This window comes from Brachybacterium sp. AOP29-B2-41 (assembly GCF_052378395.1).
GTDB lineage: Bacteria > Actinomycetota > Actinomycetes > Actinomycetales > Dermabacteraceae > Brachybacterium.
In genome coordinates this window covers 268,277-280,132 of the sequence record NZ_JBQSXR010000001.1, presented here as the reverse complement: position 1 = coordinate 280,132, position 11,856 = coordinate 268,277, and the positions used below count along the sequence as shown (strand labels likewise).

Annotated in this window: 12 protein-coding genes; 8 read left to right on the top strand and 4 right to left on the bottom strand. The window is 68.4% G+C overall.

Features of this window, described 5'->3' with window-relative positions; genetic code table 11:
- The first annotated feature begins 180 nt into the window (after window positions 1–180).
- Entirely contained in the window at window positions 181–645 is a 465-nt protein-coding gene (locus ACT3T9_RS01320; protein WP_441443479.1) for a hypothetical protein, read from the top strand.
- 75 nt (window positions 646–720) lie between these two features.
- On the opposite strand, the gene treS is transcribed toward ACT3T9_RS01320, so the two are convergent.
- Window positions 721–2,520, bottom strand: a complete 1,800-nt coding sequence (gene treS / locus ACT3T9_RS01315) for a maltose alpha-D-glucosyltransferase (protein WP_441443478.1) — start codon at window positions 2,518–2,520, stop codon at window positions 721–723.
- A gap of 128 nt (window positions 2,521–2,648) precedes the next feature.
- Between treS and ACT3T9_RS01310 the strand changes: the two genes are divergently transcribed.
- Window positions 2,649–3,305, top strand: coding sequence for a hypothetical protein (locus tag ACT3T9_RS01310; protein WP_444605794.1), 657 nt, complete (start codon window positions 2,649–2,651; stop codon window positions 3,303–3,305).
- Window positions 3,306–3,351: 46 nt separating this feature from the next.
- Here ACT3T9_RS01310 and ACT3T9_RS01305 read toward each other — a convergent pair whose 3' ends face one another.
- The gene (locus tag ACT3T9_RS01305) at window positions 3,352–4,029 is read right to left on the bottom strand and encodes a uracil-DNA glycosylase (protein WP_441443476.1); all 678 of its coding nucleotides are present in this window, start codon (window positions 4,027–4,029) and stop codon (window positions 3,352–3,354) included.
- A gap of 128 nt (window positions 4,030–4,157) precedes the next feature.
- Between ACT3T9_RS01305 and ACT3T9_RS01300 the strand changes: the two genes are divergently transcribed.
- From ACT3T9_RS01300 to ACT3T9_RS01275, 6 genes are all read left to right on the top strand, one after another.
- Entirely contained in the window at window positions 4,158–4,616 is a 459-nt protein-coding gene (locus ACT3T9_RS01300; protein ID WP_441443475.1) for a DUF3263 domain-containing protein, read from the top strand.
- Window positions 4,617–4,679: 63 nt separating this feature from the next.
- Entirely contained in the window at window positions 4,680–5,279 is a 600-nt protein-coding gene (locus tag ACT3T9_RS01295) for a LytR C-terminal domain-containing protein (RefSeq protein ID WP_441443474.1), read from the top strand.
- Window positions 5,280–5,707: 428 nt separating this feature from the next.
- Entirely contained in the window at window positions 5,708–7,348 is a 1,641-nt protein-coding gene (gene groL / locus ACT3T9_RS01290) for a chaperonin GroEL (RefSeq protein WP_444605793.1), read from the top strand.
- A gap of 276 nt (window positions 7,349–7,624) precedes the next feature.
- The gene (locus ACT3T9_RS01285) at window positions 7,625–8,671 is read left to right on the top strand and encodes a hypothetical protein (RefSeq protein WP_444605792.1); all 1,047 of its coding nucleotides are present in this window, start codon (window positions 7,625–7,627) and stop codon (window positions 8,669–8,671) included.
- A gap of 38 nt (window positions 8,672–8,709) precedes the next feature.
- Entirely contained in the window at window positions 8,710–9,135 is a 426-nt protein-coding gene (locus ACT3T9_RS01280) for a hypothetical protein (RefSeq protein ID WP_299300387.1), read from the top strand.
- Complete coding sequence (locus ACT3T9_RS01275) at window positions 9,132–9,635, top strand: hypothetical protein (RefSeq protein WP_299300385.1); 504 nt, start codon at window positions 9,132–9,134, stop codon at window positions 9,633–9,635. Before ACT3T9_RS01280 ends, ACT3T9_RS01275 begins: the two co-directional genes overlap by 4 nt.
- 66 nt (window positions 9,636–9,701) lie before the next feature.
- Here the strand turns inward: ACT3T9_RS01275 and ACT3T9_RS01270 are convergent, their stop codons facing one another.
- Together ACT3T9_RS01270 and ACT3T9_RS01265 are read right to left on the bottom strand one after the other, a co-directional pair.
- On the bottom strand, window positions 9,702–10,532 hold the full coding sequence (locus ACT3T9_RS01270) for a CPBP family intramembrane glutamic endopeptidase (protein ID WP_444605873.1): 831 nt from the start codon (window positions 10,530–10,532) through the stop codon (window positions 9,702–9,704).
- Window positions 10,533–10,745: 213 nt separating this feature from the next.
- Window positions 10,746–11,750: an LLM class flavin-dependent oxidoreductase gene (locus tag ACT3T9_RS01265; protein WP_299300383.1), complete on the bottom strand. Its 1,005-nt coding sequence runs from the start codon at window positions 11,748–11,750 to the stop codon at window positions 10,746–10,748.
- Between the last annotated feature and the right edge of the window lie 106 nt (window positions 11,751–11,856).

Genomic DNA, 11,856 nt, shown 5'->3' with positions numbered 1-11,856 from the left:
CGGTCCGTCGGCATCTCGCGGGAGGCGAGGCAGGAGGAGATCGCCTGCAGTCGTGCGCAGGGGAGTTCTCCCCATATCGCCGATCCGGGGACCCCGATACCCTCGACCACTGTGCCGCGGCGGATGCCGGGGCAGTTCAAGGGCGCCGGCGCCGCAGGTGCCGGATCGAGAGGGGACCACATGATCATCTGGCGCGGATGGGGCGGCCTGGCCATCGTGTACATCGGAGCGTGTGCGGCACTTCTGGGAGGGCTGCTCGGCGCTTCGATCCTGCAGTCCTCGACAGCGGCAGGACCGTTGGCGGGACTGGGGATCCTGATCGGCGGGGCGATCACGGCAGTGCACGGGTGGTACCTCAACGTGCTCCTGCCCCGGAAGCGGGCGGAGCAGTGGGAGGCGGCCGAACGGCCCCGGCTCGAGGACGCAGCGGACCGCGGAGTGCTGGTCGTGGGCAACACGCTGCCCAGCAGCCCCGAGGAGGCGGCGCAGATGATCGAGTCCGTCATCGCCGATGGCCGTCGCGCGATCGGCCGCCACGGTCCCCATTCGGTGTTCTGGATCCCGATGGAGGTCATCGGGATCCTCGCGATGGTCGGCGGCATCGTCCTCGCCGGCGCGACCCTCGCCGCAGCCTTCACAGGCTGACGAGGCTCCGCCCGCTCCGGCTAACGGACCCCGCCCGCTCGGACTGACGGGCCCCGCCCGCCCTGGAAGCAGGCGTCAGCTCGCCGGCGGTTGGGCATCCTCCACGGTGATCACCGGCAGCGCGGTGGTGACCGTCATCGGCTCCCCGTCGGGGTGCAGCGGGCGCACCTTCAGCCAGTAGTAGCCGTGCCCGCCCAGGGTGATGGTCATCGAGCCGTCCTCGCCCACCGGCGGGAACTCGTGCCCGCCGAACAGGTCGCGCACCGTGCGCCGAGCCAGCCCTCCGAGCTCCAGGGAGACGGTCACGGGACGTGCGGAGAGGTTGAACACGCACAGCAGGGTCTCGGCGTGGAACTCCGCGTCCTCGCCGTGCTCGGCCCCGTCGTAGGTGCGGGTGAAGGCGAGCACGCGGTCCGAATCGGCGGGGACGTTGCGGTAGGCCCCCATGCCGAAGGCCTCGTGCTCCTTGCGCACCGCGAGCATCCAGCGCACGAAGTGCAGCAATGAGCTCGAATGCGCCATCTGCGCCTCCACATTGGTGGTGGCGTAGTGGTAGACGAGCGACTGGATCACCGGCAGGTACAGCTTGCCGGGATCGGTGATCTCGCTGAACCCGGCATTGCGATCGGGGGTCCACTGCATCGGCGTGCGCACGGCATCACGATCGGTGAGCCAGATGTTGTCACCCATCGCGATCTCGTCCCCGTAGTAGAGGAACGGGGAGCCGGGCAGGGACAGCAGCAGGGCGTGGATCAGCTCGAGCTCGCTGCGGGAATTGTCCAGCAGCGGCGCCAGACGCCGACGGATGCCCACGTTCGCCCGCATCCGGGAGTCCGGGGCGTACCAGCCCAGCATCGCGGTGCGCTCCTCCCCGGTGACCATCTCGAGGGTCAGCTCGTCGTGGTTGCGCAGGAAGGTCCCCCACTGGGCGCCCCGGGGGATCTCCGGGGTGTCCTCGAGGATGTCGATGATCTGGCGGGCGCTGCCTTCACGCAGCGCGTAGAACAGGCGGGGCATCACCGGGAAGTGGAAGCACATATGGCATTCGGGCTTCTCCTCGGTTCCGAAGTAGTCCACGACGTCGCGGGGCCACTGGTTCGCCTCGGCGATGATCACGCGTCCGGGCCAGTGGTCGTCGACGTAGCTGCGCAGCTCGGCGAGGAAGTCGTGGGTGGCGGGGAGGTTCTCCCCGTCGGTGCCCTCCTCCTCGTAGAGATAGGGGATCGCGTCGGCGCGGAAGCCGTCGATGCCCTTGTCCATCCAGAACTTCACGACGTCGAACATCGCCTCGCGGACCTTCGGGTTCTCGAAGTTCAGATCGGGCTGGTGCGAGAAGAAGCGGTGCCAGAAGAACTGCCGACGCACGGGGTCGAAGGCCCAGTTGGACTCTTCGGTGTCCACGAAGATGATGCGGGCCTCGGAGTACTTCTCGTCGGTGTCCGACCACACGTAGAAGTCGCCGTAGGGCCCCTCCGGGTCCGAACGCGATTCCAGGAACCACGGGTGCTTGTCCGAGGTGTGGTTCATCGGCAGGTCGATGACCACCCGGATCCCGCGCTGATGGGCTTCGCTGACCAGGCGCTCGAAATCGGTGATCGAACCGAACTCCGGCAGCACCGCCTCGTAGTCGGAGATGTCGTAGCCGCCGTCGCGCAGCGGCGAGGCCATGAACGGCGGCAGCCAGAGGCAGTCGATGCCCAGCCACTGCAGGTAGTCCAGGCGTTCGATGAGGCCGGAGAAGTCGCCCGTGCCGTCGCCGTTGCCGTCGGCGAAGGCGCGCACCACCACCTCGTAGAAGACGGCCCTGCGGTACCAGTGGGGGTCGTAGTCGACCCCTGGTCCCTGCGGCGTGAACTGAGTGGTGTGCAGGGGCATCGGGTCCTCCACGGCGGGGTAAGGAGCAGGGCGTGCGACGTGCCACCACAGTAGCGTCCGCCGTACTATGGCGGGGCAGCTGCGGACAGTGCCGTTCGCGGATCATGTCAGCACGTCGGGGGAGACCAATGGGGCATCCATATCCGGGGCAGCAGCCCTCGCCGCAGCAGCGCTCGCGCACCGGTTTCTGGTGCGCGCTGGCCTGCGTCCTCACCCTCCTCGCGATCGTCTTCCTGGCGGTGACCGGCGGGGTGGTCTACCTCGTGAGCCGGGACCGGGGGCCGCAGCCGGGGCCGACGGAGACCGCGAGCGGACCCGAGCTGGTGACCTTCGAGCACGAGTTCTTCAGCTTCTCCTACCCGGCGACCTGGTTCGACCTGAACAAGAGCGCAGACCCGGCGGATGCCGTGGGCTTGGCGGAGATCGCCGACGAGGACATCGCCCCCGATGACCTCTACAGCTTCGCGACCAACAGCATCACGGTGTACATGTTCGACTCCGACCTGCACGCGGTGATGACCTGCCGCACGCAGGCCACCTGGACGGGCTTCGGCTGGGACGAGCCCGGGGACCCCGAGGAGCTGGACCCGATCACCCTCGACGGCAAGGAGCTCGCGGCGCATCGCACCACGGGCACCCATGACGGACAGGACGCGGTGGGGGAGATGTACTGCGCCGACGTGGCCGATGACGTGGTGCAGATCGTGGTCGAGACCCACGGCGCGACGGAGCTGTCTCCCGAGATCCGGCAGATCCTCGACAGCTGGGTCTGGACCGAGGGCTGAGCCCGGGCTGCGCCGGCGGCGTCAATCCCCGGCGTCAGTCCCCGCGTCAGTCCCCGACGCGCCAGTCGATCGGCGCCGCACCCTGCTTCGCGAGCAACGCGTTCGCACCCGAGAACGGCCGGGAGCCGAAGAACCCTCGCGAGGCCGACAGCGGACTGGGGTGCGGGCTGGCGATGTACGGCACCTCGCCCAGCAGGGGGATCAGGGACTGGGCATCGCGTCCCCACAGGATCGCCACCAGCGGACCGCCGCGCGCCACCAGCTGGCGCAGCGCCTGCCCGGTGATCTCCTCCCAGCCGCGGCGACGGTGTGAGGCGGCGGCCCCGGGGGCGACGGTGAGCACCCGGTTCAGCAGCAGCACACCCTGGTCCTGCCAGGCGGAGAGATCGCCATGGGGTGCGCGCGGGATCCCCAGATCGCTCTCGAGCTCCGTGTAGATGTTCGTCAGCGACCTCGGCAGCGGGCGCACCTCCCGCTCCACCGCGAAGGAGAGCCCGATCGGATGGCCAGGGGTCGGATACGGATCCTGGCCGACGATCAGCACCCGCACCTCGGCCAGCGGGCGCGTGAAGGCGCGCAGCACCCGATCAGGAGCGGGCAGATAGCCGCGACCGGCGTCCTCCTCGGAACGCAGGAACCCCTCCAGCTCCCGAAGGCGGGGTTCGACGGGCGCGAGCGCCTCAGCCCAGTCGGCGGCGATGTTCTCGGCGAGCGATGTCGACACGGCTCCAGTCTTCCACCGGACCAGTCACCGGCGCCCCGCTGAGCGGCGCGCGTGAGCCGTTCCCCACCCGGGCCGGGTCAGCGGCGCGCCGGACAGGACCGGCGCGTCCCGGCCCTTACCCTGGGGCTATGTCCTCCGATATCGCTCATCGAGCTTCCCGCGCAGCGCTCGCCGCCGCGGGAACCGTCGAGGCTGCGGAGGCTCTGGAGGCTCTGGAGGCTGTGGAGGCTGTGGAGGCCACAGAATCGGAGCAGCAGCTCTCCGCGGGTGAAGAACCGGAGCAGGGCGACGACACTCCCGCCACGATGTCCGATGCGTCACTGCCCGGCCCGCAGGGCGGGCTCAGCGAGCGGGACCGCCGGATCCTCGCCCTCGAAGGTCGCACCTTCCGCTACGTCGGCGCGAAGGAACGGGCGATCCGTGAGCAGATCGGCCTGTCGAAGGTCGCGTACTACGTGCGTCTGAATGCACTTCTGGACGAGCCCGCCGCACTGCGGGCCGCGCCCTCCGTCGTCCACCGACTGCGGGGCCGGCGCACGTCCGAGGATGGCGCCACGGGCGCCGCCGACACCCACCGAGTGGCCTGAGCGGAGTCACCCGCAGGGCGTGTGCTCCGCACCCGGCGCGGGTGGAGCAGGTTTAATGGGGCCGTGGCTGATTCCCAGTATCCGTACCCGCCGGACCGTTTCGACGATGAGGCGGACGCCGTGTCCTTCCACGGCGCCCACCGCGCCGAGCTCCCGTTCTGGCGGGAGAACCTGCTGTACATCATCATCATCGGCGCCGCCGCGGTGCTGCTCGTCGTGCTGCTCTTCTTCATCGGAGGCATGGGCAACAACGGCGATGACCGCGCAGAGGACCCCACCTCCGCCGCGGCCGAGAGCGAAGCCGCCGAGCAGAGTGCCGAGGAGACCGCTGCCGAGGAGGAAGCCGAGCCCGCCCCCGAGCCCGACCTCACCACTCCGGTGCTGGTGGTCAACGCCGGCGGCATCAACGGCCTGGCCGGCACCTGGCGCGACACCCTCGAAGGTGAAGGCTGGGAGGACGTCAGCGTCACCACCTCGGACAACGCCCAGCAGGAGCCGGTGGTCTTCTACCGCGACGAGGGCGACGCGGACACCGCTCAGGCTCTCGCCGAGCGCGCCGGCGCCGGCGAAGCCCGTCAGAGCGACGAGTACGACGCCCGCATCACCCTGGTCGCCGTGGCTGAGCCCGGCGATGCCGGCGGTGACGCCGAGGGCGAAGGCTGACAGAGCTCGCTCTCGACAGCAGGAGGCTCGAGCGGCAGGCGGCGACCCAGGAGGTCGGCGCCTGTCGCTCTCCTGATTCCCGGGCCGTTCCGGAGGGCTCCGCAGCGCGGGGCTCTGACACAGGGCGAAGCGACTGCGACCCGACAGCGACTCGACCGATGTGTCCGCCATGAGCAGAGAGTTAGCACTCTCCGCCTTCGAGTGCTTATGATGATCTGGCACTCGGTGATCGAGAGTGACAGCGCCTCGTGCGCTCGAGCTCGCGCGCACCGGGGGCACGATCGGCAGGCGGTCCACCGCTTCGCCGACCACGAACATTCCGGCCCCGTGAGGGGGTCGCCGCTGTGGGACATGAACACGGCGTCGGCTCTCGTCCGTCGCGGGCACAGGGTCGGGTGGACACCACACCACACGGGAGAGATTCCACAATGGCCAAGCTCATCGCATACGACGAGGAGGCCCGGCGCGGCCTCGAGCGGGGAATGAACCAGCTCGCGAACGCCGTCAAGGTCACCCTCGGCCCCAAGGGCCGCAACGTCGTGCTCGAGAAGTCCTGGGGCGCGCCCACCATCACCAACGACGGCGTGTCGATCGCCAAGGAGATCGAGCTCGACGATCCCTACGAGAAGATCGGCGCGGAGCTGGTGAAGGAGGTCGCCAAGAAGACGGACGACATCGCCGGCGACGGCACCACCACCGCCACCGTCCTCGCACAGGCCCTCGTCAAGGAGGGGCTGCGCAACGTGGCCGCCGGCGCCAACCCGATCGCGCTCAAGCGCGGCATCGACAAGGCCGTGGCAGCCGTCACGGAGACCCTGCTCTCGCAGGCTCACGAGATCGAGACCAAGGAGCAGATCGCCTCCACCGCAGCCATCTCCGCCGCTGACCCGGCCATCGGCGAGCTCATCGCCGAGGCGCTGGACAAGGTCGGCAAGGAAGGCGTGATCACGGTCGAGGAGTCCAACACCATGGGCCTCGAGCTGGAGCTCACCGAGGGCATGCGGTTCGACAAGGGCTACATCTCGCCCTACTTCGTCACCGACGCCGATCGCCAGGAGACGGTCCTCGAGGACCCCTACATCCTGCTGATCTCCTCGAAGATCTCCTCCGTCAAGGATCTGCTGCCGCTGCTGGAGAAGGTCATCCAGTCCGGCAAGCCGCTCGCGATCCTCGCCGAGGATGTCGACGGCGAGGCGCTCGCGGTGCTCGTGGTCAACAAGCTGCGTGGCTCCTTCAAGTCCGTCGCCGTCAAGGCACCGGGCTTCGGCGATCGTCGTAAGGCGATGCTCGAGGACATGGCCATCCTCACCGGTGGCCAGGTCATCTCCGAGGAGGTCGGCCTGAAGCTGGAGACCGCTGGTCTCGAGCTGCTCGGCCAGGCTCGCAAGGTCGTCGTGACCAAGGACGAGACCACCATCGTCGAGGGCTCCGGCGACGCCGAGCGCATCGCCGGTCGCGTGTCCCAGATCCGCACCGAGATCGAGAACTCGGACTCGGACTACGACCGTGAGAAGCTCCAGGAGCGCCTCGCGAAGCTGGCCGGCGGAGTGGCCGTCATCAAGGCCGGCGCCGCCACCGAGGTGGAGCTCAAGGAGCGCAAGCACCGCATCGAAGATGCCGTGCGCAACGCCAAGGCCGCCGTGGATGAGGGCGTTGTCGCCGGTGGTGGCGTCGCGCTGCTGCAGGCCGGTGCGGACACCTTCGGCAGGCTCACCCTCGAGGGTGACGAGGCCACCGGTGCGAACATCGTCATGGTCGCCATCGAGGCACCGCTCAAGCAGATCGCGGTCAACGCCGGTCTCGAGGGCGGCGTCGTCGCGGAGAAGGTCAAGAACCTCCCCGTCGGCCAGGGCCTGAACGCTGCTACCGGCGTCTACGAGGACCTCCTCGCCGCCGGCATCATCGACCCGGTCAAGGTCACCCGCTCCGCGCTGCAGAACGCGGCGTCGATCGCGGGCCTGTTCCTCACCACCGAGGCCGTCGTGGCCGACAAGCCGGAGCCCAAGGCCCCGGCCGGCGGTGGCGGCGACGACATGGGCGGCATGGGCGGAATGGGCGGCATGATGTGATCCTCTGATCACGCCGCTCGCCTGAGCGTCAGCAGGCCCCGATCCTCTCTGGAGGGTCGGGGCCTGCTGCCTTCCCGGTCGGGCCGGGGACTTCTCCCCATCGTCGAGCCTGCGCCCTTCCACTACTCTCAGGAACCGACCGGCGCTGCCGGGAGGCGCTGACCACAGGGGATAGTGAGGGCCATGTTCTGCGGAGCGGACACTGAGGGGCTGAGGAACCACGCTGACGCCATGGAGGCGGCAGAGGGCCGGTGCTCGGCACTGCTCATGGAAATCATGTCGGCTGTGCAGACGGCGGCATGGGTGGGGGCCGATGCGGACGAGTTCCGAGACTCATTCACCATGTCGGTGACGCAGCTGTGGAACCCCACGATCGACCGGCTGAGTGCCTCAGCCCAGGAGCTCCTCGACCATGCCGAGGAGCAGGATGCGGCCTCCGAGGGCGGGGAGCGACAGGCATGGGGCCCTGGCGGCGATCGAGTCCGGAGGGGCGGGAGCGGACCCTTGGTGCCGGGATCGGCAGCGACGAATCTTTTCGGTCGCGACGGCGACGACGAATCGCCACCTCTCAATCCTGACGGCACCGTCAATGGGCCAGCACCCTTCGAAGGTCACGGACTGGGGCGAGGCGTGCCCGGCACGACGGCAGATGCTCCTGAGCCGCCGGCGTGGTCTCCGAAGGACGAGGGCTCCGGAGAATGGGACACGCAGGAGCCGACGGATGAGGACCGCGAGACGATGGACCTCATCGAGAAGCTCATCTTCGGAGGGCGCGTGGTCGGAAACGGTGCGGCATCGGACAACCTCCAGCACTACATCGACAACACCGGCGAGGACAAGGACATCGACGTCGACGACATGATGTCCAGCGTTCCCAGCTTCGGGACGGCCGTGTCCGAGTCTCAGCAGGCGATCGGGCAGGAGGCCATCGACCAGGCTCAAGCATCTGGAGCCACCGGCCCGGTCACGTTCCCCGTCAACACCGATTGGACCGGGGGCAAGGCGGACAAGAGCGTGAGCGAGAAGTACTTCTACGCCACGGGGTCCTTCGACTACAACCTCAACGGCACTGTGACCGCATATCCGCCGGAGGCCCCCGGGGGAGAATGGACGTATGAGATGAGCACGAACGTCAATGTGCGAGATCGGTACAACTGGGATGTAGGGAAGGGCGTCACAGTCGACGTGCCGGATTGGGTTCCCGGGATGCCGGACGTGGTCAGCATCCCGGACGAGCAGATGGGGAGCCTCCATAAGGCGGGGATGGCGCGGGAATATAACATCGTCGGCGAGTCCGATTCCGTCACCTCGACCGGACCGTGACATCGGGTCCGGACACCGACGGCAGAGCAGGAGGGGTGATGGTCGACCGTGATGATGGGGAAGATGTGCGCGACGTGTTCAGCGGGGAGAGCTGGCAGGAGCTGATCGACAGCGTGGGTCTTGCTCGTCCCGTCCTGCAACAGCCGCCAGTGGTGCGTCGGCGTACCCGAGCCAGCGGGCTGGCCGTCGCGATCTTCGATTTCGTGCTCCCTCGTGCGGAGGTCTGGACGTGGGTCCAGGCGTCTTTCGGGGACGGTGCGAAGATCCCCCGCGCCTGGGTGACCTTCGACGCGGCGAAGGATGTCCTCGGAATCGGTGACCTGCCTACCGACTGGCGGCTCGGAATCACCAAGGAGGCGGGCAGCCCGAGAGAGAGGTACATCATGGTCGACGATGGGGATCCGGCACGGGTGACCGTCGGCGTCAGCGCGACCTACGCACCTCTCGGAGGTCAGCGGTCATGAGGAAGCGTCCGAGTCGATGGGAGCGACGGTCCGTTCTTGCCGTCCTGCCGCTCGGCCTCACCGCCCTGCTCACCTCGTGCACGATCGAACGGTGGACTCAGCCGCCGGCAGAAGAGGATGACGGACCTGTCGGCCCGGCGACAGCTGCGGAGGCCCTCGAGCTGGCCGAGTTCGCCCCGGCTCCGGACGGTGTGGACGCTCAGCTCATCGAGCGACAGCCCGCGGGCGACTTCGAACAATGGGCATGCGAGGTCGCTCTCACCGCTCCGGCGGAGGTGATCGACCCCTGGCTGGGGCAGAGCTACGGAGACGAGGGTCTGCCGGCCCGAGCCCACGTCACGACGACCGAGGCCAAGGCGACTTTCGACATCGGCGATGTCCCCGACACCTGGCTCCTCGAGGACGTCTCGCTGAGCGGGGTGCCCTACGAGCGCATGGTGCTGATCGACGATCAGGACCCGCGAACGGTCCGGGTGCATCTGGTCGAGGTCCAGGACTGAGCACCCGCTCCCTGTCGTCGCCGGATGACGGCTGCCTCGGGCCGGCCCGCACGGCCCTTGACCGGCTCAGACCAGGAAGATCGGGATCACCCCGGGGTTGTGCGCGTGGACGATCGCGAGGAAGACGAGCACGTCGAAGAGCAGGTGCACGATCAGCACGTACAGCAGTGAGCCGGTGCGGGAGAACAGCCAGCCCTGCAGCAGGGCGAAGGGGATGGTGAGCAGCGGTCCCCAGGCCTGATAGCCGAGCTCCCACAGGAAGGACACGAAGATGACCGCCTGCAGGAGGTTCGCCGTCCAGAGCCCGAAGTGGCGGCGCAGCAGCGCGAAGCAGGTGCAGATGAAGAACAGCTCGTCCCAGGTGCCCACGAAGTTCACGCCCACGAAGAAGCGCGCCAGTGCGCCGCCGTCGGTGATGGCAGGCCAGTTCTCATAGGCGCCCGAGGTGATGAAGTAGTACGGCAGGATCAGCCAGCCCAGCACGGGCACGGCGATGATGTACCCCCACTGCCACCGATTCCACCGCTCACCGGAGAGCCAGGGGAAGCGGATCGCGCGGCGTCGCAGCACCAGTCGATCCATCAGCAGCGGCATGGTCACGGCGAGGATCAGCACGGTCCCGATCGTGACGAACCGATCCCAGTCCACGTTCGCCTTCACCGAGGTGGTCGAGACGATCGCGATCCCGAGGCCGATCAGGGAGAGATCCTTCCCGAGCTCTCGAGAGATCAGGAACGCGCTGAGCAGGCTGAGCACGAGCAGGCCGTGCCCCCAGCCGGCGAGCTGGAGACCGAAGAGGAGGAAGGCGGAGGCTGAGACCCCGACGGCTGGCAGCAGCCAGGTGGTCGGGGTGTGCTGTGCGGTGTCGGAAGCGGTGGGGGTGGGCGGCGTCGCCATGGGCACCAGCATGCCAGTCGAATGCTCGGTGAGACGCAACTCACGACGGACCACGATCATGTTCGTCCCGCAGATCTCGATGTTCATCCCCGACCTGCTCGGGATGTCCAGTGAGTGATCCTGCTCGCGACGGGGCCACGGCGTGCGCGCCGTGGCCCCGTCGTCATGCCTGCGGTGTCTCCGGTGCCTGCAATGGCACCGCCTCACGTCGTCTCACAAGCCCCAGGCCTCCGCGAGCAGCTCGAGGGCGTGCAGCCGGTCCGCCGGATCGTAGTAGTAGGCCGTGAGGATGAGTTCGTCAGCCCCGGTGGCGGCGACGATCTCCTCGAGCTGCCGGACCACGGTGGTGGGGGAGCCGACGGCCTTGATCGACAGGGTCTGGTCGACCTGGGAGAGGAGCTGCGCAGGGGCGACCTCCTCGATAGGTCGCGGCGGCTGGATCTTCTGGCGCTGACCGGTGACGACTCCCAGGAACATCTGCTGGAGGGTGGTGAACTGACGCTCCGCCTCCTCGTCGGTGTCGGCGATCACCAGGTTGACGCCGACCATGGTGCGGGGCGTCTCGATCTGTGCCGAGGCGGCGTCAGGGTCGAAGTTGTCGCGATAGACGTCCAGCGCGTGCAGGTACTGGAAGGGCGCGAAGTGCGAGGCGACGGAGAAGGGCATCCCCAGCTGGGCGGCCAGCCGGGCCCCGTTGGCGGTCGAGCCCAGGATCCACATCGGCACCTCGGTCCCTCGGGCGACATCCGCGGTGATCGGCAGCGAGCCGGTGGGCTCCTCGCGGGACCAGTCCCGCATCTGCTCGACGGCGGCGATGAAGGCGGAGGGCTCCGCCGAGGTGCGTGCGAGCAGCTGAGCGGTGAGCTGGTCCGTGCCCGGCGCTCGACCCAGGCCCAGGTCGATGCGGTCGCCGTGGAACTGCACCAGGGTGCCGAACTGCTCGATCACGGTCAGCGGGGAATGGTTGGGGAGCATGATCCCGCCGGAGCCGACGCGGATGCGCTCGGTCATCGACGCCGCCCGGTCGATCAGCAGCGCGGTGGCGGAGGAGGCCAGACTGTTGGTGTTGTGGTGCTCGGCGAACCAGAGCCGTTCGTAGCCCAGCCGGTCGGCAGCCTTCGCCCCGTCCATCGACGCGGTGATCGCCTCGCGCGTGGTCATCCCGTCGGAGATGGAGACGAGATCGAGGATGGACAGCGGCACATGAGGAGCATTCATACTGTTCAGGCTATCGAGCGAGCCGCTGCAATGGCGGGGCCGGGGGTGAGAGCTTCTCGACCCCTGAACCGGGAAGCATCCGCCGCCCTCGGGCGTTGGCCCCGGC